The organism is Agrobacterium sp. 6Ca8 (genome assembly GCF_055382765.1).
In genome coordinates this window covers 1,650,379-1,674,224 of record NZ_AP026433.1, presented here as the reverse complement: position 1 = coordinate 1,674,224, position 23,846 = coordinate 1,650,379, and the positions used below count along the sequence as shown (strand labels likewise).

General features: G+C 57.4%; 25 protein-coding genes and 4 tRNA genes. 14 read left to right on the top strand and 15 right to left on the bottom strand.

Annotated features, from left to right (window positions below; all coding sequences use genetic code 11):
* Nucleotides 1-158 precede the first annotated feature (158 nt).
* Nucleotides 159-1,268 (top strand): endonuclease/exonuclease/phosphatase family protein, encoded by a 1,110-nt coding sequence (locus ACZ5A6_RS08450; RefSeq protein WP_112959361.1) that lies wholly within the window; start codon nt 159-161, stop codon nt 1,266-1,268.
* 18 nt (nt 1,269-1,286) lie between these two features.
* Here the strand turns inward: ACZ5A6_RS08450 and ACZ5A6_RS08445 are convergent, their stop codons facing one another.
* Nucleotides 1,287-3,026 carry a GGDEF domain-containing protein gene (locus tag ACZ5A6_RS08445; RefSeq protein WP_464110908.1) on the bottom strand — a complete coding sequence of 580 codons (1,740 nt, stop codon included), beginning with the start codon at nt 3,024-3,026 and terminating at the stop codon, nt 1,287-1,289.
* A 207-nt stretch (nt 3,027-3,233) separates the two neighbouring features.
* Here ACZ5A6_RS08445 and ACZ5A6_RS08440 point away from each other — a divergent pair.
* Nucleotides 3,234-3,309: transfer RNA gene (locus ACZ5A6_RS08440), tRNA-Thr, on the top strand.
* Nucleotides 3,310-3,364: 55 nt separating this feature from the next.
* Here the strand turns inward: ACZ5A6_RS08440 and ACZ5A6_RS08435 are convergent.
* The gene (locus ACZ5A6_RS08435) at nt 3,365-3,718 is read right to left on the bottom strand and encodes a nuclear transport factor 2 family protein (protein ID WP_013636454.1); all 354 of its coding nucleotides are present in this window, start codon (nt 3,716-3,718) and stop codon (nt 3,365-3,367) included.
* A gap of 317 nt (nt 3,719-4,035) precedes the next feature.
* On the opposite strand from ACZ5A6_RS08435, the gene ACZ5A6_RS08430 reads away from it, so the two are divergent.
* Nucleotides 4,036-4,638 (top strand): J domain-containing protein, encoded by a 603-nt coding sequence (locus ACZ5A6_RS08430; RefSeq protein ID WP_003513049.1) that lies wholly within the window; start codon nt 4,036-4,038, stop codon nt 4,636-4,638.
* A gap of 19 nt (nt 4,639-4,657) precedes the next feature.
* On the opposite strand, the gene ACZ5A6_RS08425 is transcribed toward ACZ5A6_RS08430, so the two are convergent.
* Together ACZ5A6_RS08425 and ACZ5A6_RS08420 are read right to left on the bottom strand one after the other, a co-directional pair.
* Nucleotides 4,658-5,269 (bottom strand): DUF922 domain-containing Zn-dependent protease, encoded by a 612-nt coding sequence (locus ACZ5A6_RS08425; protein ID WP_112752165.1) that lies wholly within the window; start codon nt 5,267-5,269, stop codon nt 4,658-4,660.
* 157 nt (nt 5,270-5,426) lie between these two features.
* Nucleotides 5,427-5,882 (bottom strand): PRC-barrel domain-containing protein, encoded by a 456-nt coding sequence (locus ACZ5A6_RS08420; protein ID WP_003513045.1) that lies wholly within the window; start codon nt 5,880-5,882, stop codon nt 5,427-5,429.
* A 140-nt stretch (nt 5,883-6,022) separates the two neighbouring features.
* Here ACZ5A6_RS08420 and ACZ5A6_RS08415 point away from each other — a divergent pair, with 140 nt between their 5' ends.
* Nucleotides 6,023-6,457, top strand: coding sequence for a DUF1801 domain-containing protein (locus ACZ5A6_RS08415; protein WP_065660774.1), 435 nt, complete (start codon nt 6,023-6,025; stop codon nt 6,455-6,457).
* A gap of 12 nt (nt 6,458-6,469) precedes the next feature.
* Here ACZ5A6_RS08415 and ACZ5A6_RS08410 read toward each other — a convergent pair whose 3' ends face one another.
* Both ACZ5A6_RS08410 and uvrB read right to left on the bottom strand, forming a co-directional pair.
* A complete protein-coding gene (locus tag ACZ5A6_RS08410) occupies nt 6,470-7,438 on the bottom strand; it encodes an alpha/beta hydrolase (RefSeq protein ID WP_065687214.1) in 969 nt (322 codons plus the stop codon).
* A gap of 31 nt (nt 7,439-7,469) precedes the next feature.
* Nucleotides 7,470-10,451: an excinuclease ABC subunit UvrB gene (gene uvrB, locus ACZ5A6_RS08405; RefSeq protein WP_003513042.1), complete on the bottom strand. Its 2,982-nt coding sequence runs from the start codon at nt 10,449-10,451 to the stop codon at nt 7,470-7,472.
* Nucleotides 10,452-10,692: 241 nt separating this feature from the next.
* On the opposite strand from uvrB, the gene ACZ5A6_RS08400 reads away from it, so the two are divergent.
* Nucleotides 10,693-11,046, top strand: a complete 354-nt coding sequence (locus ACZ5A6_RS08400; protein WP_003513041.1) for a DMT family protein — start codon at nt 10,693-10,695, stop codon at nt 11,044-11,046.
* Between the two features lie 61 nt (nt 11,047-11,107).
* Here ACZ5A6_RS08400 and ACZ5A6_RS08395 read toward each other — a convergent pair whose 3' ends face one another.
* Complete coding sequence (locus ACZ5A6_RS08395) at nt 11,108-11,491, bottom strand: winged helix-turn-helix transcriptional regulator (RefSeq protein ID WP_003513040.1); 384 nt, start codon at nt 11,489-11,491, stop codon at nt 11,108-11,110.
* Between the two features lie 154 nt (nt 11,492-11,645).
* On the opposite strand from ACZ5A6_RS08395, the gene ACZ5A6_RS08390 reads away from it, so the two are divergent.
* Nucleotides 11,646-12,257 (top strand): NAD(P)-dependent oxidoreductase, encoded by a 612-nt coding sequence (locus ACZ5A6_RS08390; RefSeq protein WP_013636447.1) that lies wholly within the window; start codon nt 11,646-11,648, stop codon nt 12,255-12,257.
* A gap of 12 nt (nt 12,258-12,269) precedes the next feature.
* A complete protein-coding gene (locus ACZ5A6_RS08385; protein ID WP_065659230.1) occupies nt 12,270-12,746 on the top strand; it encodes a nuclear transport factor 2 family protein in 477 nt (158 codons plus the stop codon).
* A 176-nt stretch (nt 12,747-12,922) separates the two neighbouring features.
* On the opposite strand, the gene ACZ5A6_RS08380 is transcribed toward ACZ5A6_RS08385, so the two are convergent.
* From ACZ5A6_RS08380 to rlmB, 5 genes are all read right to left on the bottom strand, one after another.
* Nucleotides 12,923-14,287, bottom strand: a complete 1,365-nt coding sequence (locus ACZ5A6_RS08380) for a PepSY-associated TM helix domain-containing protein (protein WP_174061103.1) — start codon at nt 14,285-14,287, stop codon at nt 12,923-12,925.
* A gap of 48 nt (nt 14,288-14,335) precedes the next feature.
* Nucleotides 14,336-14,752 (bottom strand): DUF2946 family protein, encoded by a 417-nt coding sequence (locus ACZ5A6_RS08375; RefSeq protein WP_003513036.1) that lies wholly within the window; start codon nt 14,750-14,752, stop codon nt 14,336-14,338.
* Between the two features lie 99 nt (nt 14,753-14,851).
* On the bottom strand, nt 14,852-15,445 hold the full coding sequence (locus ACZ5A6_RS08370; protein WP_174061104.1) for a hypothetical protein: 594 nt from the start codon (nt 15,443-15,445) through the stop codon (nt 14,852-14,854).
* Nucleotides 15,446-15,451: 6 nt separating this feature from the next.
* Nucleotides 15,452-15,844, bottom strand: coding sequence for an acyl-CoA thioesterase (locus ACZ5A6_RS08365; RefSeq protein ID WP_038491466.1), 393 nt, complete (start codon nt 15,842-15,844; stop codon nt 15,452-15,454).
* Nucleotides 15,845-15,920: 76 nt separating this feature from the next.
* Complete coding sequence (gene rlmB, locus ACZ5A6_RS08360; protein ID WP_003513033.1) at nt 15,921-16,808, bottom strand: 23S rRNA (guanosine(2251)-2'-O)-methyltransferase RlmB; 888 nt, start codon at nt 16,806-16,808, stop codon at nt 15,921-15,923.
* A 209-nt stretch (nt 16,809-17,017) separates the two neighbouring features.
* Here rlmB and ACZ5A6_RS08355 point away from each other — a divergent pair.
* Nucleotides 17,018-17,102, top strand: a tRNA-Tyr gene (locus ACZ5A6_RS08355).
* A 26-nt stretch (nt 17,103-17,128) separates the two neighbouring features.
* Nucleotides 17,129-17,202, top strand: a tRNA-Gly gene (locus ACZ5A6_RS08350).
* Nucleotides 17,203-17,271: 69 nt separating this feature from the next.
* Here ACZ5A6_RS08350 and ACZ5A6_RS08345 read toward each other — a convergent pair.
* Together ACZ5A6_RS08345 and ACZ5A6_RS08340 are read right to left on the bottom strand one after the other, a co-directional pair.
* Nucleotides 17,272-17,466, bottom strand: a complete 195-nt coding sequence (locus tag ACZ5A6_RS08345) for a hypothetical protein (protein WP_013636443.1) — start codon at nt 17,464-17,466, stop codon at nt 17,272-17,274.
* A 119-nt stretch (nt 17,467-17,585) separates the two neighbouring features.
* On the bottom strand, nt 17,586-17,912 hold the full coding sequence (locus ACZ5A6_RS08340; protein WP_174061105.1) for a BA14K family protein: 327 nt from the start codon (nt 17,910-17,912) through the stop codon (nt 17,586-17,588).
* A 324-nt stretch (nt 17,913-18,236) separates the two neighbouring features.
* Between ACZ5A6_RS08340 and ACZ5A6_RS08335 the strand changes: the two genes are divergently transcribed.
* Complete coding sequence (locus ACZ5A6_RS08335; RefSeq protein ID WP_003513030.1) at nt 18,237-18,686, top strand: hypothetical protein; 450 nt, start codon at nt 18,237-18,239, stop codon at nt 18,684-18,686.
* A gap of 1,055 nt (nt 18,687-19,741) precedes the next feature.
* Here the strand turns inward: ACZ5A6_RS08335 and ACZ5A6_RS08330 are convergent.
* A complete protein-coding gene (locus ACZ5A6_RS08330; protein WP_003513029.1) occupies nt 19,742-20,374 on the bottom strand; it encodes a TerC family protein in 633 nt (210 codons plus the stop codon).
* A 432-nt stretch (nt 20,375-20,806) separates the two neighbouring features.
* Here ACZ5A6_RS08330 and tuf point away from each other — a divergent pair, with 432 nt between their 5' ends.
* The 4 genes from tuf to secE all read left to right on the top strand — a co-directional run bounded on the left by tuf (nt 20,807) and on the right by secE (nt 23,834).
* Nucleotides 20,807-21,982, top strand: coding sequence for an elongation factor Tu (gene tuf, locus ACZ5A6_RS08325; protein WP_013636434.1), 1,176 nt, complete (start codon nt 20,807-20,809; stop codon nt 21,980-21,982).
* 343 nt (nt 21,983-22,325) lie between these two features.
* Complete coding sequence (locus ACZ5A6_RS08320) at nt 22,326-23,132, top strand: glycosyltransferase family 2 protein (RefSeq protein WP_174061106.1); 807 nt, start codon at nt 22,326-22,328, stop codon at nt 23,130-23,132.
* A 241-nt stretch (nt 23,133-23,373) separates the two neighbouring features.
* Nucleotides 23,374-23,449 (top strand) — tRNA-Trp (locus ACZ5A6_RS08315).
* Between the two features lie 184 nt (nt 23,450-23,633).
* Nucleotides 23,634-23,834: a preprotein translocase subunit SecE gene (gene secE, locus ACZ5A6_RS08310; protein WP_003507689.1), complete on the top strand. Its 201-nt coding sequence runs from the start codon at nt 23,634-23,636 to the stop codon at nt 23,832-23,834.
* The last annotated feature ends 12 nt before the right edge of the window (nt 23,835-23,846 follow it).

Here is a 23,846-nt window from a genome sequence, read left to right as displayed (position 1 = left end):
GCACCCTCATCCCTGTGACGGGCACAGGAATGAGGGTGGGGAATATCCCCGCACATAAAATCCGACATCGTGAATAGGGAAATCTGATCGACGCGACTGGCCACTGGCGAGACCGAACGGGAGCGGCTAAGCTCCCATTCCAGCAACAGGAATGAAACATGTCGCTTCGGCTCGCCACCTTCAATATCGAAAATCTTCTCACCCGTTTCGACTTTACCGGTTTTCGCAACCAGACGCGGCGCGACAGGGCGATCCAGCTTTTCGATATCAGGGACGAGGCGACCTATCAGGCGCTGGAAAGTGCGCGGGCAGTCTCTTCCACAGACGATACGCGGCAACTTTCGGCGCTGGCCATTGCGGATGCGGATGCCGACATTCTCTGCCTGCAGGAAGTCGACAACATGGCGGCCCTGCAGGCTTTCGAATATGGCTATCTCTACCGCATGGTCGGCAACGGCTATCTGCAGAAATATCTGGTGGAGGGCAATGACAGCCGCGGCATCGATGTCGCCGTCGTCATGCGCGAGCAGACCCGAGACGGCGACAAGATCGAGGTCATCGACATCAAGAGCCACGCCGCGCTAACCTACCGCAATCTCGATCTCTTCAATCCCGCACTTGCCGCGACCAACCAGATAGACGACAAGATTTTCAAACGCGATTGTCTGGAAATCGATCTGAGGATCGGCGGCAAACCGCTGACGCTTTACGTCACGCATTTCAAATCCATGACCAATGTCCGTGACGCCATAGATGCCCGGCTCGCCACCATGCCGATTCGCGAGGCGGAAGCCATGGCGGTTCGCCGCATCATCGAAAACCGCTGGGGCGCAAACAATACCCGCAACAAGAATTTTGCCATCTGCGGCGACATGAATGATTATCAGGAACGCATTTCGATTTCCGGCGACCGGCGCAGCGGCTACAGCTTTACGCCGGTGGAAGAGGAGCGGAGCGCGCTCGATATCTTCACGGCGGATGATTTTGTGACCAATCCGATGTCGCGCCGTGACGTCATGGATCGCTGGACGCTCTATCATTCGCGCGGGCCACAGGAACAGCATCTCTGCCAGCTCGATTATATCTGGCTTTCCCCACATCTTGCGCAGATCAATGCGACAAGGGTTCCTGAAATCATCCGCGCTGGCCAGCCTTACAGGACGGTCTTTCCGCCGGGGCAGGAGGTGGATCGTTATCCGCGCACCGGCTGGGACCGCCCCAAGGCTTCCGACCATTGCCCTGTCGTTATGACGCTCGATCTGATCTGACCTGCTGCTCCGGGCCGCCTAGCCGTTGGCTACCTTGGGGAAATAGGTCGCCCACACCCGGTTGCGGCCCGCACGCTTGGCCTCATAAAGCCGGTCGTCGGCAATTGCGATCAGCTCGTCCCAGCTGTTGATCGCCCGTGCCTCCTGCCAGACCACGCCGAAACTTGCCCTCAGCGACAGCCCGCTTTGTTCATCAATGACCTGGGCTTCAATCAGCCGGCGCAGGCGGTCGGCGGTGGCGGTCGCCGTCGCGTGGCTGACATCCTGCAACACGACCACGAATTCCTCGCCGCCATAGCGCGCCAGAATATCGTTTTTACGGAGAGCGCCTCTTAAAAGAGTCGCTGTCTTCTGTAGCGCGAGGTCGCCCATGGCATGGCCATAACGGTCGTTGATGGATTTGAAGTGGTCGATGTCGACAATCATCACGCCAAGCGCCTGCAACTGCTCCTCGCCGCTCAATATGGCACGAACGGTCTTTTCCAGCGCACGGCGATTGGACACACCGGTCAAGGCATCTGTTTCTGAAAGCGTGCGTAATTGTTCGGCCAGCGCAGACTGCTGCTTTTCCATTTCTTCCTTCTGGCGAAGCTGCTCGCGCAGGAAATCCAGTTCCTTGAACATTTTCTTCACTTCCGGAGCAGCCTTGTCCTGATACAGGGCTCCTGAAAGATCACCAGCAGCGATTGCGGCGATCTGCGTCTGGACGGATTGCATGGGGCGGAACAGTGCCGTTCTGTAAACCGATGCAAGCCGCAGCAATACCAGAACCGCGATGAGAGCGAGGAGGAGAGACGTTCCACCATAGATCAACGCCTGTTCCTTGTTCCTTTCTATCCTTGCCCGTGTTTCGGCGAGAATAAGGTCGCGCAATGTGCTCGAGGAACGCATGCCCTTGATGTAGTTTTCGGAGAATTCGCGAACGCTTGGCTGCGCGGACGGCACCACCATCGCAATCGTATTCTGCGCATAGGGAAGTGCCTGGCCGAAATAGAAGATTTCAATATCGCGAAACGCTGCATCGACGCGTGGTGTGGACAGGTAAGCGGCGGTGTAGTTCGTCAGCGACGATTTCAGCAGTGTGAGGCTCTGTATTTCCGTGTCGAATTTGGCGCGGAGGCTCAGCTTGTCCTGCCTGTTCGCCCGCAGGCTCATGACCACGTAGGAACCGAGGCGACCGATTCGGTCCCGCATCACTCCGGCAGTGCCGGTCATGGCGATGTCGATCGCTACATTGGGCGTTACCTTGATGATCGCGCGGGCGGTCTTGCCGCGCAGCATGTTGACGCTGTCCGCCGCCTTGAACATCGCAAAAATTGCGTTGGACATTGCCGTGTAGCTACGCGCGGATTCCGGAAGTGCAGCAACCTGATCGACCGCTTCTCGGGATTGCGCCAGTTTTCGGCGTGTATCGACCAGCGATTTTGCCAATTCTGGCTGCGCCCTGATTTCCGCGGCAAAAGAGTTTTCGAGTTCCACCAGCTTGTCGTCCGTCGCCTTGCGCGCTGCGGCAAGCTCCTGGACCAGTTTTGCATCGGGGGAAGACGCGCCCATCAAATTATTGGCGGGACCACGCTCGGCCGATACCAGCCATGCGGACTGGAGGGCCGTTTCGAAGCGGCTGAGTTGCTGCGCATTGGTCCGGTAGCGTAAGTAACTGGAAACGCTCGGCAGGGCGGCAAGGGTTGCCAACAAGATGGAACTTACCGCTATGACGATCGTACCGGTTAGTTGGATTTTCTGTATGCTTGCGCGCATGCGATGCGTTATTCCCGGTGGGATGGTTATGAATTATCGCCATTTTAGCTACATCGCGTAAATACTTCGCTTATTTTGCAGGCCTTTTGCCGCGACCTGGTGATTGAAACCCACAGGTACGGTGTGGAAAAGAGGTCTCCCAACGGCGCGCAATCAATTTTTGCTTTACACGAAGTGAGAATCTGATAGTTGGCAAGTCACTGGATTGCCCTTGTAGCTCAGTTGGTAGAGCACCTGATTTGTAATCAGGGGGTCACGAGTTCGAACCTTGTCGGGGGCACCAGTATTTTCATTGGCTTGGCCATTTCCCCGCTATTATTCCTGCATTCGCACAACGCCTATTGCTTGATGTGATATAGCTTGTGCACGATTGCCCAGTTGCCATCGCGCTCCAGCAAGGACAGGTATTCGCTAAAATCCATGCCGTCGAAACGGGTCGTCAGCTTCACGGACGCGCTGTCGCCTTCCTTGTCGATGCCGAGGATTTCGAAGACGGGGTCGTGATCGGGCAGGCCGCGTTCGCTTTTCCGTATCTGCTCGGCGAAGTCCTCCAGTGAGAGCCATTCCGTTTCACCCTGAAACGTCCCGACGATGCTGGCGCGCGGATCGAAAACATCACGCATCAGGCCTTCATCCGCATAGGCCATGGCGTGCACATAATCCGTCACTGTCTGGGTAATGGTTTGCGGCATCGGATCGTCCCTCCCTTCAGATCCAAAAGCCAAGCTTACACCCGTTGGAGCCGTTCCACCATAAGCACCGTAAAACCTGCGGGTTGCACGGTTTTCCGCATGGGTAGACAGCTTGGCCGGGCGTGTTTTGTCATGACTTTCCACAATTTTGTCCCGCCCGTGATTATAGTCGCCATGGGTCCGACAAATTTGAGGATCAAGGGCTTTTGCGCCGGCGCGGGGGTGCCGCGCGGGCGGAATTCGCTTATGATCTGTGCGCGAGCCGCACGGGGGTGGCGTATGGCATGCGGTAACAGTTTGCGTTTGAAGGTGTTTTAGTGATCGATCCCTATGTGTTGCTTGGCGTGGAGCGTGATGCCGACGAGGCGGCGATCAAGTCCGCTTACCGGAAGGTGGCGAAAGCCGCCCATCCCGACAGCGGGGGCGATACCGACCAATTCGCACGCCTGCAAACCGCTTACGAGCTTTTGAAGGATCCGGTGCGCCGCAAGGTGTTCGACGATACCGGTTACGATCCGCAGCTTGCCGATGCCAAGGACCTCAAAGGCCTGCTGATGCTGGAAACTCTGGTCAACGAATTCATTCTGGACGAGCGTGAGCCAGGCAGCTTCGACCCAGTGGCCGCCATGCGCCGCAAGCTGACCGACGATATCCTGAAAAGCCGCTTTCACATTCTGGAACTGGAGCGTCACCGCACGCGGGTGCGCAAACATATGGACCGGCTGGGCAGAAAGCCGGAGACCGATGTTTTGAGTTCCATGTTGCGTGCGCGCAGCCAGTCCATCGCCGAAGCCATCCGCAATGCGGAAGCGCAGATAGAGGCGATCGAGCAGGCCTATACGATGCTGGAAGGCTATTCCTACGAGCTGGAAAGCATATCGCTCTCCGAACCGCTGCTGAAAGGTGAGGCGGCGGAATAGCCGTTTCTCCCTGGAGTTCTCAGGGACCGTTGACGAGCGCCAGAATGAGCTGATGCACGCGGCCACCGGGCGAAAGCTCGTCCCGGTCGAAATCGCGTCCGCGCTGGCGTTGCTCGTTGGATAGCTCACCAAGCCGCTGTTGCAGGACAGCGCGCACTTTCTGGCATTTCGGATCGTTTTCCGCTCTCAGACCGGTGCTGAATGCCTCGATCTTCTGCACCATGTCGAGAATGTGCTCGCCATGAACGCGCTCATGGGTTTCCACACCGGAAATGAAGGTTTTCCAGCTGGCGGCCACCGCGGGCGGCAATCTGGCCGGTGCTTTCGGCCAGGTATAGATGATTGTGAGATTGGGCTTGGCGGTGGCCAGTACGCAGGCACCGTCCGGTTGCGGACGATAATCGCGCCGCCATGTCAGCTTGAAGGTGGTGTGGGCGATGGCCTGAACACCGGCGGTCGGGCCGCGCTCGCCTATGGACTGGTAAAGCGCTCCGCCCGTATCACCGCTGATCGCATAGGTTTTTATCTGCTCGGCTGGTTTCCAGCCGGCTGACTGTGCTGATAGCGGAAGGGTGCTCAGCAATATCGTCATAGCGCTGATGGTGAGGGAAGAGAGAGTTTTGGCGGGCACGCATCGATCCTTGGTGTCTTGCGCGCCGAAGATAGGCGAGAGCCGGGCTGCTAGGCAAGCGTCGTGAGAGAGGGATTGTCGGATACTGCGCCGAAATTCCACACACGAAAAACCCCCGCGACGTATCGCGGGGGTCAAGCTTGCGACTGCAGGGGAATCAGTCGTCCAGCTTGTCGTAGTCGAGCTTCGGTGCGTTCTGCAGCGCTTCCTTGGTGGTATCGACATAGGCCTTCCAGGTGCCGTTGTCGTTGTGGACTGCAACCGAGGCAGGGTCGAGCACCACATAGCTCTTGTCGATGCCGAGGAAACCGCCGACGCTGGCAACAAGGCCGATCACCGATTTGCCATCGCCGATGACGACATCCTCGATTTCGCCGATGTTTTCGTTCTGGGCGTTATAGATATCCAGACCGTCGAGCTGGGAGGCGGTGAGGTCGGTTTTCTGGACATTGACGAACTTCAGCGGGCCGTTAGCCTTGGTGCCCATGGTGATGCCGGGACCGGACAAAGTCGCATCGGCGCCAACAGCAGGCGCAGTCGCAGCCGTCTGGGCAAAAGCCACGGAAGAGGAGAGGGCTGCTGCGGCAGCGAGAGCGATGACGTTGATTTTCATGATGTTTCTTCCCTTTGTATGCTGAACGTTTCGTTCGGGGAAGAAACGGTGAAGGCCGGATTTGGTTCCGCGTGGGAGCGCAGGAAATTTTGGTTTATGCTGGTAGCGGGAGCACTGGCACGCCAAATCGGGAGGACGTTATGGCAAAAAACACTGACAGCAAGGAAGCGGAGGAGAATGCACCGTCGGTTCTCATCGATCGAAAGATTGCGGAGCTTGGCGACTGGCGTGGCGAGACGCTTGCTCGCATCCGGACGCTGATCAGGAAGGCCGATCCGGATGTGACGGAGGAGGTTAAATGGCGCGGCGTGCCCGTCTGGGAACATGCCGGTATCATCTGCACGGGCGAAACCTACAAGACAGCCGTGAAGATGACGTTTGCGAAGGGCGCATCGCTTGAAGACCCGGCCGGCCTGTTCAATTCGAGCCTTGAGGGCAATACGCGGCGCGCCATCGACTTTCACGAGCGAGATGAGATCGACGAGGAGGCACTGGTGGCGCTGATCCGCGCGGCGGTGGCGTTAAATGTGGCGGGGAAGGCTGGAAAGAAACGCACGGGGAATAAGGCTGGGTAATCGAGTAGGCAGTCAATCTTTCGCAACGTCCGTTGCCTTGTCCCATTCCCCATCGATGAACTTCAGCGCGTCGATAATTGACACTTTCCACACCGACCAGACATGATCACCGTCGGTCACTCGTAATTCGGATTTGCGATTGTCGGCCTGAAGCGTTTCGTGCAGGGCGATCGCGCCGCGCCAGAGGAAGAAGCCGTCGTCGTCGCCAACTGTCAGATAGGTGGCGGGCAATTCTTGGCTTTCGGCGACGTGCTGTGCAACAAGGGTGAAGACGTTCTTCTCATTGAAAAGTCTGGCATCGAAGGGCGTGCCGAAGGCGCCGGAGAAGTGATCGCCGGTGGAGGGCAGCACGATGCCGCTGGTGACGGTAGTGCGGTCGACGCGGTGGAAGAAGGCGCTGTCCTGAATGAGCTTGAGTTCCGCGGGCGTTTTGTCGAGATCGGAGGCGGGCACGTTCTGCCAGATCGCGCCGGACAGGCTGGCGACTGCGCCATAGAGGTCTTCGTGGCCATAAGCCAGATGCAATGCGCCGAAACCGCCCATGGACAGCCCGGCGATGGCGCGCCCTTCGCGATCTTTTCGCACCGGCAGCGTTTTTTCCACTTGATGGCGCAGATCGCCAGTCAGGGCCGTCTCGTAATCGCCGGGACCACCGACAGCGGCCGAATCCACATACCAACTGTTTTTAACGCCTGGCATGACGACAACCAGCGGGCGGATGGCGCCAGCCGCAATCAGCGTGTCCAGCGTCTTTTCGATATTGCCGAGGTCTCGCCAGCTGTTCTGGTCACCATCATGGCCGTGCAGGAGATAAAGCACCGGCCAGCCGTTTTCCGGCGGCGTGCCATCCGGTCGGTAGATGTTGACGGGCAGCGGTGCGTTCAGGGTGGCGCTGTGGAAGGTGGCGTCCTCAATCTGCCCGGCAAGGACTGGGCTTGAGAAAAAGACGAGGCATAAGGCCGCCAGATTTTTTCGATGCATGCGGTGTCTATCCAGATTGCGCCGTTGCGCGTCAGCGACCGGGACGGCCGGTCTTCCCCTTCGTCCGGCTTTTGCGCTTCTGTTCGCCGGCATCCTCATAGGAACCCGCTCCGATCTTGCCGCGCACGAGGGGGCGGGGATCGTCCTTGGTTCGCTCAGGCTGGCCTTCCATGAGCGGTGAGAAACGTTTGCCGGTTTCCGTCTCGGGTTTGCCGGGAACTTCGCCACGCACCGGCTTCTCGGTGCGGCCAACGGTCATCTCGTCCAGCGTGTTCCTGCGGAACAGCGGCTTGCCCGTGTCCGAGCCGGGACCCATTTCGTCCAGCGAAGGTTTGGCGAAGAGAGATTTTCCACTTTCGTTTGCGGAAGCGGCACCGTCCTCTGTCACGCCCGATATGTCTCCTGCAAGAGGGGAGATCGACCCGTTGCGGGCGCTCGTTTCTTTTTTCTTGCTTCTGCCGCCACCCTCAAGCGATTTCGCCTCTTCCTTCGCCATCGGGTCGTCCATGACGGCGAGTTCGGTGGCCTTGAGGCGCTTGATTTCGTCACGCAGGCGGGCGGCTTTTTCAAAGTCCAGATCGGCTGCGGCATCGCGCATGGATTTTTCCAGCGCGTTGAGATGGGACTGCAGATTGTTGCCAACCAGATGGCCGCCATCGGCGAAGCCTTTGCCGGAAACGCCTGAAATATCGGCCCTTACGTGATCACGCTCATAAACTGAATCAAGAATATCGGAGATCTTCGCCTTGACCGATTCTGGCGTGATGCCGTGTTCGGCGTTATAGGCCATCTGCTTTTCGCGGCGGCGGGAGGTTTCCTCCATCGCCCGCTTCATCGAGCCAGTGATATTGTCGGCATAGAGGATTACCTTGCCGTCGACGTTACGGGCGGCGCGGCCGATGGTCTGGATAAGCGAAGTTTCCGAACGCAGGAAGCCTTCCTTGTCGGCATCGAGGATCGCGACGAAACCGCATTCGGGAATATCGAGGCCTTCGCGCAGAAGGTTGATACCGACAAGCACGTCGAAGGCACCAAGGCGCAGGTCGCGGATGATCTCGATGCGTTCCAGCGTGTCGATATCCGAGTGCATGTAACGCACGCGAACGCCCTGTTCGTGCAAATATTCGGTCAGGTCTTCAGCCATGCGCTTGGTCAGCACGGTGCAGAGCGTGCGGTAACCCTTAGCGGCGGTCTCGCGAATTTCGCCGAGAACATCGTCCACCTGGCTGCGGGCGGAGCGCACCTCGACCGGCGGATCGATGAGTCCTGTCGGGCGGATGACCTGTTCGGCGAAGACGCCGCCGGCCTGTTCCATTTCCCACGAGCCAGGGGTGGCCGAAACTGCGACCGTCAGCGGCCGCATCGCATCCCATTCCTCAAAGCGCAACGGGCGGTTATCCATGCAGGAGGGAAGGCGGAAGCCATATTCGGCCAGCGTCGCCTTGCGCCTGAAGTCGCCGCGATACATGCCACCGATCTGGCTAACCGAGACGTGGCTTTCGTCGATAAAAAGCAGCGCATTATCAGGGATATATTCGAACAGCGTCGGCGGCGGTTCACCGGGATTGCGGCCCGTGAGATAACGCGAATAGTTTTCGATACCGGCGCAGGAGCCGGTCGCCTCCAGCATTTCGATGTCGTAACGCGTGCGCTGTTCCAGCCGCTGGGCTTCCAGCAGACGTCCCGCCTTTTCCAGCTCGGCGAGGCGGACCCTCAGCTCTTCCTTGATCGACTTGATCGCGCCGTTCAGCGTCGGGCGCGGGGTGACATAGTGCGAATTGGCGTAGATCTTGACGGATTGCAGATCGCCGGTTTTCTGGCCGGTCAGCGGGTCGAATTCGGTAATGGAATCGATTTCGTCGCCGAACATCGAGATGCGCCAGGCGGCATCCTCAAGGTGGGCAGGGAAGATTTCGATGGTATCGCCGCGCACGCGGAAGGAGCCGCGCTGGAAATCCATATCGCGGCGCTTGTATTGCTGGGCCACAAGGTCGGCCAGAAGCTGGCGCTGGTCCAGCCGGTCGCCCACCTGCATCTGGAAGGTCATGGCTGTATAGGTTTCCACCGAGCCGATACCATAGATGCAGGAAACCGAAGCGACGATGATGCAGTCGTCGCGTTCCAGCAGCGAGCGGGTCGCGGAGTGACGCATCCGGTCGATCTGTTCGTTGATCGAGGATTCCTTCTCGATGAAGGTGTCGGAGCGCGGCACATAGGCTTCCGGCTGATAATAATCGTAATATGAGACGAAGTACTCTACCGCATTGTCGGGGAAGAAGTTCTTGAACTCGGAATAGAGCTGTGCGGCCAGCGTCTTGTTGGGCGCAAGGATGACGGCCGGGCGCTGGGTTGCCTCGATCACCTTGGCCATGGTGAAGGTTTTGCCGGAGCCGGTGACACCGAGCAGGACCTGGCTGCGCTCGCCGGAATTGATGCCTTCCACGAGATCGGCAATCGCCGTTGGCTGGTCGCCTGCCGGTTGATACTCCGAGTCCATGCGGATTGTAACGCCGCCTTCGGATTTAGGCGGACGGGCCGGCCGGTGCGGCGTCCACATCTTGCCGTCCTTGAACAGCGGATTGCCGCTCTCGATAAGCGCCGATAGCGCCTCGACGGTGGCGGTGACGGCACCCGGTGCGAGATTGGCCGCCTCCTCTAGGGAAACGTCCATGCCAGCCACTGGATTGAGACCGGCGGCGGCGCGGGTTTTCGGATCGCTCGACGCACCGATGGAAACGCCGCGCGCTGTCTTGGAAGCCGTGGTGTTTTTAGCCGTTTTGTTGGCCGCTTTTTCCGCTTCCTTGCGCGCTTCGATCTCGATCTTCTTGCGGTGCTTGCCAGCTTTCGAGGCGACTTCGCGCTGGGTTTCCACCGAGCCGGCTTCGGCTTCCGCCTCGAGCTGCTTTACCCAATCGGCAACGCTGCCGCTGAGCGGCGCGCCTTCGAACGACGATTGCGGAGCTTCCTCGAAGCCGGAATTCGAGGGTTTGGAATTTTTGGGTGATCTGGCCATGCGCGAAATATGGAGGGAGTCACGCGCAAAGGGAAGGGGAGGCCAAGAAAAAATGAGTACAAAAAGGAAACGAAGCGCGGGGAACAAAATTTGGCCGGATACGTTGCATAGCGGCCGAATACGCTTTGATAGAAACCGGTTCCGTTTCATACGGCGGTAAGTTAAAGCAAAGACAAAAATGACGGTTGCGTTTTCAAACTGCCTTTCGTGACATCCCTCCCTTCTTCATTCAGGAACAATCATGCCGTTCTCGATCAGCCCTGCCCACATCTGGCCTGTCCTGATGCTCATCGTCTCCAATGTTTTCATGACTTTCGCCTGGTATGGGCATCTCAAGCACAAGGGCAGCGCACTCTTCCTTGCGATTGTCGCAAGCTGGGGCATCGCTTTCTTCGAATACATGCTCGCAGTCCCCGCGAACCGCATGGGATCGGAGGTCTATTCGACCGCGCAGCTCAAGACCATTCAGGAAGTTATCACGCTTGCGGTCTTTGCGCTGTTCTCGGTCTTCTGGCTGAAGGAAAGTATCACGATCAACCACGTGATCGGTTTTGCGCTCATCGCTTTCGGCGCTTCCTTCATCTTCCGCTCCTGATTGCCATAGTGCCTTTCTATTGCCGTGGCGGACAGGTTTCGCCACGGCACGAGGAACGGTATTACGATCCCGTTCCACCATTGGCATAGTCCAACCGTGCCGTACAAATGCGGACGTGGTTCTCGTCCGCCCACTGCACCAGCAATTGCATCGGCACCAGAAACGAACGGCCGAGATTGGTCAGTTCGTATTCCACGCGCGGCGGCACCTGCGCATAGAGCGTGCGGCGAATGAAACCGTCTTCCTCCAGCCGTTTCAGCGTGCGTGACAACATCTGCTTGGAAATATCGTCGATCTTGCGGTTCAGTTCGTTGAAACGCAGCACCCCGCCCTGAAGCGCTTCCAGAACCAGCAGGCTCCATTGATCGCCGATGCGATCCAGCACGTCGCGGATGGGGCAGGGCTGGTCGAAGGCGAAGATTTCCTTGGTTTGCGTATCCGGCATTTTCCCTGCTCTTTCCATTTTCGTGCCCTTTCAGGTCATCGCCGTGTGACCTGATCAGCGTCGGCTGACTTCTTGCAGCCGGGGCTGCGATACCATAGCTTCCCCTAGCGGTCTATTATCTAGACCTACAACGATGCCTATGAAGGAAAAAGCCATGGCTAAAATCGCGCTCATCGGAGCCTCCGGCAATGCCGGATCCCGTATTCTGAAGGAACTTTCCGACCGGGGGCACCAGGTGACGGCGATCGCCCGCAACCCTGAAAAGATCGCCAGCCTGCCGAACGTAGTGGCAAAAAAGGGCGATGTCTTCGATCAGGCAGGGCTTTCGGAACTGCTTAAGGGTCACGATGCCGTGATCAGCGCCGTGCACTTCACTGCGAGCGATCCGGTGACGCTGATCGAGGCCGTCCGTGCCTCGGGCGTTTCCCGTTATCTCGTCGTGGGTGGCGCCGGCAGCCTTGAAATTGCGCCGGGCCAGCGCGTGGTTGACCTGCCGGACTTCCCGGCCGCCTACAAGGCAGAGGCGACCAAGGGAGCGGAGTTTCTAGACCGTCTGAAAGGGGAAAAGCAGCTCGACTGGACCTTCCTGTCGCCATCGGCCGAATTTGTGCCGGGGGAAAGAACGGGCAAATTCCGTATCGGCAAGGACAGCCTTTTGAGCAACGAAGCTGGCAGCCGCATTTCCTTTGAAGACTACGCCATCGCGCTTGTCGACGAAATCGAAAAGCCGCAGCATTCCCGCCAGCGTTTCACCGTCGGTTACTGAGAGGTCTCATCCATGAATTTCATGACACGTCGTCTTGCCATCGCTGCTCTTGCCCTCGCGCCCGCGCTGATGGCCGCGCCCGTTCTGGCGGAAACCGCCAAGCGCGATCTGGTTCAGGAAGAAGCCAACCGCAAGCTGGTGATCGATTTTTACGACACCGTCTTCAACAAGCACGAGGTGGCGAAGGGCGCTGCCGTTATCGTCGACAGCTACAAACAGCACAATCCGATGGTGCCTGATGGCAAGAAGCCATTCGTCGACTATTTCACCGGCTTCTTCAAGGAAAACCCGCAGGCGAAATCCCGGATCGTGCGCAGCGCCACGGATGGAGATCTGGTTTATCTGCACATCCATTCCACGGATAAAGAGGGTGCTCGCGGAGCCGCCATCGTCGATATTTTCAGGGTCACCGACGGCAAGATCACCGAACATTGGGACGTGATCCAGCCGGTTCCGGAAAAGGCTGCAAACAATAATACGATGTTCTAGAGCATTTCCAGTAGAAGTGCGTAGCGGTTTTACGTCCGGAAAATTCGTAGAAACAAACAGTTAGAGCACGTCAAACAATTCTGTTTCAACAGGACGTGCTCTAAGGCCAAGCTTCTGCCAACCGCGCGGAATTCAGAAGGACACGGCCGGGGGATATCTCCCGGCCGTGTTTTTTGTCAGGCAGCGCGTTGCTTTTCGCGGGACTGCACGATCAGATCCAGAACAAGCATCACCAGCAGGCTTGCGCCAACCAGCGGGAACAGGATGCCACCGATGGCGAGCAGCGCCAGCAGGCCGCGCAAGACGCGTTTATCCTGCGGCAATGGTGGCACGCCGAGCGAACCTCTGGGGCGTCGTTTCCACCACATGATGCCGGCGGAAACGGCAAGCAGGACGATGCCGACACAGGCTGCCAGCAACACGATCTGGTTGGCGACGCCGAATTGCTGGCCCATATGCACGTTGATCCCCCATTCCAGCGCCTTTCCAAGCGGACCGTAGTCGGCATAGCTCATGTCGATCAGCGGTTTGCCGCTATATTGATCGAGATGGACGACGCGCTGCTTTGAAAGGTCATCGGGATAGACGGAGCCGCTATAGACGCCTGTCGGTTTGGTCGGCAGCACGACGGTATAACCAGGGGCAAGACCGAGCCCGTCGAAACGCGCGATGGCCGCATCTATGCCGATTGGTTGCCCGGTTGCGGATGCGGTGGATTCCGGGACTTTCGCCTGCTCCAGCGACCAGCTGGTCTTGGCCATGTGATCGAGATGTTCGCCGGACATTGGAACATCGGTGCGCACGCCTGCCGGATATCCGAAATTGCTGCCATTTGCCCATTCGTTGACCTTGGCGCCCCACACGCCCGACCAGGGCATTCCGGTGACTGCGAGAAATACGATGAAAAAGCCAACGAAAATGCCGGTGACGGCATGGGTATCGCGCCAGAAGACGCGTTTTTTCGGCGTGCCGCGCACGGTCAAAACACCGCCGCTCTGCTTCCTAGGCCACCACAGATAGATGCCGGTGGCGACGAGCAGGATGGACCAGCCGGCGGCGATCTCGATCAGATAGCGGGTATAGGCGCCGAAATATTTCAGGCTGTGGATGTAGCGGATCGTCCACATGATGGTGCCGCGATCTGGCAGTGAACCGGCAACCTGCCCGGTATAGGTGTTGACGTAGACGGCGCGTTTCCCTTCGGCCGTACTGACGGTAATTTCCGTCGAGGCACCCGGATCGCCTGGCGTGGTGTATTTCACAGCAGTGCCGGGAACTGCCGCAACGGCTGCGGCGAGAATATCGGAGGGGAGTGCTTTCGGCACGTTCTGCGCCACTTCGATGCGCTTCAGGTCCGAATGAATGAGATTGTCGAATTCGTCCCGGAACAGATAGAGCGCACCGGTGACGGCCAGCGATATCAGAAAGGGCAGTACAAAAAGGCCAGCGTAGAAGTGCCAGCGCCATACGGCGCGGTACAGGTTGACGGACGAGGATTGCGCAGGCGCGCGCTCGCCCTCGAAAGAGGTCGTAAGGGACATGGATGTCTCCGCAGAAAAGTTGATTTTCCAGCAGGGCCGGATCGCTCTTCACATTTGCAGAGAGGGAGGCGGTGCGCGTGGGCGCGATTCCAGATTGGGTGGTGGCGGCGGCAATGCCGTGTCGCGGTCGAGAAAGTCGACTTCGACGACCCGGACGATGCCGTCCGCACGCTCCACGGGAGTAACCGGAAGAGCGGCGATGGTAACGGAGGCCAGACGGCAGAGCGTGCCGCAGCAATTGTCGGCGAGCTTGCCCGCAGGGTTGGAGGCCGGGTTCGGTTTGCCCGAACCGCCTTCGGGCATGTGGCTGGAACAGATGATCTCACCGGTCGCCAGCGCGGCTGAGGCCATATTGCCGCTGGTCAGGCCATTCACGAGCCCTTGCAGGAGAAAAAGCAGGACCGCCAGCGTGGCGATGGCGCCAGCCGAACTTCTGTCCTGCATTATCCTGCGAATGAATCCCATTGCAGCGAAATGCCATATTTATCGGGCCGTGTCACCGCGACACGATGGCGAAAGACGAGGCCTGTTTTCAATTATCACCCGACCTCGGGATGGCAATGTTCAGGCCAGCAGGTCGTAGGTCCGGAATATCCAGACTACCTGATAAATCAGGGCGAAAATGACGAGAAACCTGTGAAAGCGTCGGTTGCCTATGAAAGCCGCCAGTGTGAACAGAATAACGTAAATAGCTGTGCGGATGAGATATTCAGCGCCCAGCGAGGAAAGGTAGTCCTGTCCCTTCAGCAATGTATCGCCGATATCCGTGACGAAAAGTGCGGCGAGAAACGCGAAGAACCAGCTTTTACGGGAAAAGAAATAGTCCTCGTATCCCTTGTATTCCTTCATGTCTGAGGGGAACAGCAACACGCACAGGAAATAGAACAGCGAGCAGAACAGGATGAGGAACAGGAACGCGCCGAAGCCGAGGACGTGGCTGGTGGCGGAAAGCCGGTGTTCCCACCACCAGAAATGCACGAGCATCAGAAACAGGAACGCCACCCAGCCGATATGCAAGGGATAGATGCGCTCCTTCTTGGGATGCTGCACGAAACCGGCAAGGCCGGTCAGCAAGCGGGCGAGGCTAAGGCCAACCACCATGCCCATGACGGCGCGGATATGCGCATAGGCTTCCGCGGCGTTGACGGCGGCCTCCATCGCATCCTACTCCGCCGGAGGGATGGGCGTCGGCTGCCCGTTTTCGTCCATCGCCACCATGATAAAGGTTCCGGCGGTGACTTTTTCCAGCTTGTCGTAACGGGAGCGCTGCGCCCAGGCCTCAACCGTCAGCGTGATGGAGGTGCGGCCGAGCCGGGCGATATCGGTGTAGATGGACAGGGTGTCGCCGATCTTCACCGGCAACTCGAAAGCCATTTCCTTGACCGCCGCAGTGACTACGCGACAGCGAGACCGCTCCGCGGCGCGGATGCCGCTGGCCAAGTCCATCTGGGACATGACCCAGCCGCCGAAAATATCACCGGCCGGATTGGCGTCGGCCGGCATTGCGAGCGTCCGCAGCGTCAGCTCGCCGGTCGGTTTGATGGGCAGGTCGGTCATGTCGAGATTTGCTCCTTGCGAATGTCAAAGGCGCAGCATGCGTTGCGCTTTGTGATTTCGCAAGGAAGGGTAAGCGTCAGGACGACGCTTTGCCCAGAAATTGCTGCGTTGCATAAAGGGCGATGGCTGCCGCATTCGATACGTTGAGCGATTTGATCTCGCCCGGCATATCGAGACGGGCGAGCGCCGAAACGGTTTCGCGGGTCTTCTGGCGCAGCCCCTTGCCTTCGGCTCCCAGCACCAGGGCGATCTTTGCGCCGGTGAAGGTTTGCTCGATGGGGGCGGGGCCTTCCGAATCCAGACCGACCGAGAAGAAGCCAAGCTTGTGCAGCTCGCCCAATGTATCGGCGAGGTTGGTGATCTGGATATAGGGAATGAGTTCCAGTGCGCCGGACGCAGACTTCGCAAGCACGCCTGACTCCGTCGGGCTATGGCGAATGGTGGTGATGACGGCGCCGGCGTTGAAGGCGACCGCCGAGCGCATGATGGCGCCGACATTGTGCGGGTCGGTAACCTGATCGAGCACGAGGATCAGCGGGCTTTTCTTCAGCGCATCGAGTTTCTTGACCGGAAGCGGCCTTGTTTCCAGCATCACGCCTTGATGGATCGCCTCGGGGCCGAGCACCTTGTCGATATCCTGCGGTGAGACAATCTCTACCGGGAAGGGCTGCGCATCCGCTTCGCCGATATCCAGACGCGCAAAGGCATTCAGGGTAACCGACAGCTTGATGAGTTGCCGTTCGGGATTGGAAAGCGCCGCACGCACGGTATGCAGGCCGTAAAGGTGGACCTGATCCGGCGCAAGCTGCGGGGGCTTCCAGTCTTCCGCGCCACGATTCCGGCGCTTCGGCTGCTGCGGGGTCGGAATTTCGCCCCTCTCGCGTTTTGCATCGCGCACGGCACGGCGCAGGGTGGCGTAGTGCGTGTCGCGGGTGGATTTGTCGTTTGGATCGTCTTTGCTCATGGCGCCTTATATCTCCGGGACGCGACGCACACCAGCCCCCGCGATAATCCACAGGCCTGCAAAGAGGTTTGAATTTTTTCCCGAAAATTCGTGAAACGGCGTGTTGACAGAAGCGAACGAGGCCGTCATATACGCGCCACAGACGACGCAACGGCGCTTCGCCGGAGAGAAATCTGAAGAGCTTGGTTGCTCGATCCTAGCAGATAGCTGGAGGGATGCCCGAGTGGTTAAAGGGGACGGACTGTAAATCCGTTGGCTACGCCTACGTTGGTTCAAATCCAACTCCCTCCACCATTCTGCGCAGGATCAAAATCACCACCGCGGGTATAGCTCAATGGTAGAGCAGCAGCCTTCCAAGCTGAATACGCGGGTTCGATTCCCGCTACCCGCTCCAAAACTTCTCAAAAAGATCGATAATTTTGCCTCGCGCCGATGTGCAGCCTCCAATCAGCGTTGGCTGTTTTCAGCTCGCCTCCAAGGCCGACTGAATCCGCATTTTCTCTGCGTCGAGCTCGCTTAACCTCACCATATGCGCCGTAATTTTCTCAAAGATCGAGGTGCGATCCGCTGTCGACAGGCGTTCAGTGTGGCGCAGGGCAGTAATGACCTCGATCAGATCAAGTCGCTCTTGCTCAAGTTTTTCAAGATTCCACATCATCGCGTTTCCTCGCTGGCACGCGCTTCAAACGGCCAACCCGGATAAAGGTTCAGGTCAATAGAATTTAAAGTAAATTTTATCTTATTGACTGGGACGCGGTGCGCTGCGGCACGGCTGAATCAATCCGGAGAACGACATTGCGTCCGTATGCCGGCGGTTGCCATATAGCTGTTGTCGGTCGGATGGTATGATGCGTAACGCGCTGCACACCATTTTACGTGGTTTATTTCCGACTCTGATAGGGCGTAACCGTTGGATGAGGCCTGTTCACCCTTGCCCGCGGCAAAGGCGGATGCGGGATAGCCGCGACCGTCGGAATTCTGCGCCTGCTCCTGCTGTTCGTAGGCCGGCTGTATGAGGCTCAGTGCACTGGCGGGCACGGTAAAAGCGGTAGATATTGCGACGCCAAGAGCGAGCGCGGAGATAGTCTTCGGCATCCTCAACATCGATAAATCCTCGTTATTCGTTCGAGATGCTAACGAAAATTAAGGAATTTCGTTCCGACGCAGGGTTGACGTCACACGAATACGTGATTCGTTGTGCGGTGCTTGCCGTCGTTCGCGTGGCAAGGCGGCGATGCCCCCGGCGGCGGGCTGATTGTGGATATCCATGGTCACTGTGTGATGCCGTCCTCACCGCGAAAACGCCACGCCCGATGAGCACATTTTGCTCCCCGCCAATTCGACTTTGAGTGCTTGTTGCACTGCTCGTTGACAAGCGGAAAGTCCGGTCGGATAGTCTGCCGGCAATCATGCACACGGGAGTCTTCGATGATCAACAGGGTTGTAATTCTCTCATCCTTAGCGCTGCTCGCATCGGCGGCGTTCGTCTCCCCCGCAGCGGCGCTCACCATGAAAGAGTGCAGCGTGAAATACCAGGCGGCGAAAGCCGACGGGTCCGCGAAGGACGTCAAGTGGAACGACTATCGCGCCAAGTTCTGCGGTAGCGATGCTGCTGCCGAAAGCGCGGCCGACGACAAGCAAGTTGCGGCTACCACCGACAAAGAACCAGAAAAGGCGACGATAAAGGCTCCTAAGAGCGTCGTATTTCCGAGTGCTGTCGATAAGAAATATTCAAGCGAGACTCCTGGCAAGGCCCGCCTGAAGACCTGCGTCGATTCTTATCGTAAGAACAAGGATGACGGCACGCTCGGCGATCTCAAGTGGATTCAGAAGGGTGGCGGTTACTGGAGCCTGTGCAATACGGCTTTGAAGAGCTGACGCGCTTTTTTGGGGCGGCGGCTGAACGCCGTTGCCCCAGCAATGACGCGTCATCAGACATCATACCGAAGGAATTAATTTGTCGATTCGGTTGACCGGAGCGTGTCTGAGCCACGTCCAGAAAGACATGCGGTTTTTCCTGTGCCCTGCAAATCCTGCGGCAAGCGTGGCCTAACGTTTTCACGCTTACCGGCGGGTTGATATTCACATGGTCAGGCAACCCCGTTTTCGGGCGGGTAAAATCTCCGAATGGTTTGCGATTCAGCATCTTGATAGAAAGAGTTGATCTTGCGGCTTGATCCGCATCCAGCAATTAAACGGTTACGGCTGTCCCTTGGCGGCTGGCCGGCAATGTGGGCGGATGACCAGACGATTTCGAAACTACCTCGCCGTACTCGCCATATCACTACTGATGTGGACGTTGGTGCTTGGCGTCATTTATTGGCTGTTTCGATAGGTCTTGCCGCAGCTTCAGAGCCGAAATGAACCCGCTTCAATGCATATGTTTGGCGGCGTATCCACGACATGTCTTCGCGGCTGATATTCGGCAAATATTGCCAAAAAAGAATGGACATTGCCCCCGAAGGAGCGGCGGCAGGGCGGTTTTGGGAAACCTTGCCATGCCGCCGGTCAGCGTTGAATTGCGCGCAGCGCGTTCAGCCCAGAACGAGCGCTGTTAAGAGCGCCAGCAGGATTAGTGAGCTTGCAACGGCGCCCAGCTTCATCCTGCGAAGGCGGCGGGTGCGACCGCCGGTCCAGTCATAAGCCATTGGCAGCTTTACCTTTCTTTTTATTTTTATGACTTATTAACTAGCTCACTAGGCTTGCCCGTGGCTGACCTCAATTGCCAAAATCCATAGGCAAAAAATCACGATTTCCCTGTCTTATCCGAATGTTGCAGCGGACGCGGAGACCGATTCCCCTGTGCGCCGATTTCACCTGCGCGTGCGCTTGCAATGCTGTGCAGGCAAGGGTGCATTTGTATGGGTATGAAAAGAAAAGGCCCGGAAACTCTCGTTTCCAGGCCTTTCGGGACGAATATGTGACTGCCAGTCTCAGCCGAAATAAGGCTTGATGTAGGGCAGGACCTCGATCACGCCGTGATACAGCATGTTGAGCGCCACATAGATGATGACCATCAGGCCAAGATACGAAATCCAGCGGTAGCGGTGCAGCAACTTGGCGACGAAATTGGCGGCCAGTCCCATGAGGGCGATCGAGACGACGAGACCGATGATCAGCACCGTGACATGGTCCTGCGCGGCACCGGCGACGGCAAGCACGTTGTCCAGCGACATGGACACATCGGCGATGACGATCTGGGTTGCGGCCTGAAAGAAGGTCTTGTGACCTTTGGTCAGGTCAGCCTCTTCGTCCGTCACCTCGTCTTCGATGGAGCCTGCGGCTTCGCGCAGTTCGGACCACATCTTCCAGCACACCCAGGCAAGCAGAAGCCCGCCGAAGAGTTGCAGCCCGACAATGGAGAGAAGCTGCACGGTGACGGCGGCAAAGCCGATGCGCAATACGGTGGCGGCGATGATGCCGACCAGGATCGCCTTGCGGCGAAGATGGGCGGGAAGACCGGCGGCGGCAAGGCCGATGACGATGGCATTGTCGCCTGCGAGAACGAGATCGATCGCAATGACTTGCATGAATGCCGTGAAGCCGGCGGCTGTGAAGATTTCCATTGAGCGGTCCTGAAACGGATGTAATTTCGCGCCGGAGAGCGCGGCTGATCAATATGTGGCATAGAGGTTTTGCGCCTGGGCGCATCGTCCCGCTCGCCCGTCTCCCCCCGGAGATGAAATTTCCTTAAGCCATGATGAGGGTCCAGGTAAAGAAGTTGTGATAAAGAAAAAGCTTATTTAACGATCCGATTGTGCGAAGAGGGGTGCAGGCAGGGTCCCGTCCGTGCGTCCCGTCTTGCCGTCGCGTGGGAAGGCTGAGCCAGCTTTGAATATCGCGCGGAACGCACCATATATGCACCTTGAGGCGCGCCTTAGGCGTGCGCGACCGTGCTTTGACAATTAAGTCTTGCGCATTCGCTTACAAAGCCTTAAACGGCGACACCAAACCGGTTCGCCGGGAAAACTACTTCACGTTCACAGGAAGCAATTCACATGGCAAAGAGCAAGTTTGAGCGCAATAAGCCGCACGTCAACATTGGCACGATCGGTCACGTCGACCACGGCAAGACGTCGTTGACTGCTGCGATCACGAAGTATTTCGGCGAGTTCAAGGCGTACGACCAGATCGACGCTGCTCCTGAAGAAAAGGCTCGCGGCATCACGATCTCGACGGCGCACGTCGAATACGAAACGCCGAACCGTCACTACGCACACGTCGACTGCCCCGGCCACGCCGACTACGTGAAGAACATGATCACCGGTGCTGCCCAGATGGACGGCGCGATCCTGGTTTGCTCTGCAGCTGACGGCCCGATGCCGCAGACGCGCGAGCACATCCTGCTTGCTCGCCAGGTTGGCGTTCCGGCGATCGTCGTGTTCCTCAACAAGGTTGACCAGGTTGACGACGCCGAGCTTCTCGAGCTCGTCGAACTGGAAGTTCGCGAACTTCTGTCGTCCTACGACTTCCCGGGCGACGATATCCCGATCGTCAAGGGTTCGGCACTTGCTGCTCTTGAAGATTCCGACAAGAAGATCGGTGAAGACGCAATCCGCGAGCTGATGGCTGCTGTTGATGCCTACATCCCGACGCCTGAGCGTCCGATCGACCAGCCGTTCCTGATGCCGATCGAAGACGTGTTCTCGATCTCTGGCCGTGGTACGGTTGTGACGGGTCGCGTTGAGCGCGGTATCGTCAAGGTTGGTGAAGAAGTCGAAATCGTCGGCATTCGTCCGACGTCGAAGACGACGGTTACCGGCGTTGAAATGTTCCGCAAGCTGCTCGACCAGGGCCAGGCTGGCGACAACATCGGTGCTCTGGTTCGCGGCGTTACCCGTGACGGCGTTGAGCGTGGCCAGATTCTGTGCAAGCCGGGTTCGGTCAAGCCGCACAAGAAGTTCATGGCAGAAGCCTACATCCTGACGAAGGAAGAAGGCGGCCGTCATACGCCGTTCTTCACGAACTACCGTCCGCAGTTCTACTTCCGTACGACTGACGTTACCGGTATCGTTTCGCTTCCAGAAGGCACGGAAATGGTTATGCCTGGCGACAACGTCACTGTTGAAGTCGAGCTGATCGTTCCGATCGCGATGGAAGAAAAGCTGCGCTTCGCTATCCGCGAAGGCGGCCGTACCGTCGGCGCCGGCATCGTCGCTTCTATCGTCGAGTAATTTTCGACAGACGGCGGTTTCGCCGGAATTAAAAATCTAGTTCTAAAACGGCGGTGTCTTCGGCACCGCCGTTTTTTTATGTAAAAATCCATTTTTGTAAATTTATATAGTTGAAAGATTCGTATACTTTTATTATGTGAGTATAAATTCTGATATTTTACTTATTTTATGCGTATATTATGCGCTATATTTAAGATAATTGTAATTTAAGATTTATTCTTATGTAATTCTCTTTGTATTTTGCGACGTAATTCGCCTGTAACTCGTTTGATGTAGATAAAACTATATTAATTGGCGCTTGGCTGGCTTTTTTTACCGGCCAGTTTTATTCCGAGACGACTTCATGTCCGATTTAACTGTTGTGCTCACCAGCTGCCGCCGTCCTGATCTTCTCATCGGAACTCTCGATAGCTTCTTCTCTACTAGTGATTACCCGCTACGGGAATTTATCATTATCGAGGACTCTGACGACGAATCGGTGTGGGCGATTCCGGCGCGGTATCCAGAGCAACCGATCCGCGTCATTTTGAACGGCGTCAACATTGGGCAGCACCGCTCTATCGACCGGGCATATTCGGAAGTGCAAACCCCTTACATCCTGCATCTCGAAGACGACTGGGCATTTCCTGTTTCTAAGGTTGTGGGCAGGGGCATCGAAATACTGAAGCGGGACCCGCAAGTGGCGCTCGTTCAACTCAGAACCGATGACGACATGCCCCGTGATATTCGGCGTAAGGCGCAGGCAGTTGAAGATTTAGGGTATTGGCGAATACCGCCGACCGCGCATCGTGTCTGGCATAGCTTCACCTTCAATCCGACCGTCAAGCGGTTGTCCTGCTATAAAAAACTACCGCAAGGTTATGCCGGTTTCCGGACAGAGGCGGAGATTAGTATCTTTTATAAGGATCAGGGCGCGATCATGGCGTGGTTGGCCGAAACCGGCGTCAGCCATTCGGGATTTGGCCGCAGCAATTATGGCTTTAAGAAACGCCGTGGTTGGCGCGGTGTGGCGCAAGAACTCGACAGATTCTTTTCGCTGGCGACAATCCGTAAATGGCGGCGTTCGGTGACGCGCAACGTCGCACACTTCAAGCGCAAGTATCGGGAGCGTCAGTTGATCAGGTCCAATCGCAGTGCGCTTGAGCCGTAATAGATTAAAGGTCGGTTGCGAAAGGTATCAAACCAGCGCATTTGGATGTCGCAGAGGGGTTCGTTGAAGTGACGGGCTTGGGGGTAACCGGTTAAGAGGCCGAGGAAAAAACGTGGCGGGGAGGGTGTCAACAGTTTCTTCCGAAAGCGAATAAAAAGCGCTTGCCATTCTTTTCCGTGCGCCTTAAAGGGAACGCATACCGAAGCGGCCAAGTGATTTTCGTGGTCGGCTAAGGTGTTAAAGGGGTATAGCTCAGTTGGTAGAGCGGCGGTCTCCAAAACCGCAGGTCGTAAGTTCGAGCCTTACTGCCCCTGCCACTTTCCATCCGCAAGCGCGGTCTTCGCTGCATGGCAGATGGGTGCCGGTTTTCCGGCGAATTTCGCCGAATGTCGATTTCCTCTTGTTAAAACTGGAATCGGTGTTTATGTAAGGTCAAAACAGACACGCGGTGCGTGGGGCTGATTAGTTCGGCTTTACGCGCCGTAATTGCGTGGGCAGTCAATGGCATCCAAAACCAATCCGTTTACGTTTCTGCAGCAGGTTCGCGCCGAAGCGTCTAAAATCACTTGGCCGTCGCGCCGCGAGACCATGATTTCGACGGCTATGGTGCTTGTGATGGTCATTTTTGCGGCTCTGTTCTTTTTTGCTGCTGACCAGCTCATCGGCTGGGTGCTTAGCCTCGTGCTGAACGTCGGCCGGTAACGGATTGAACGG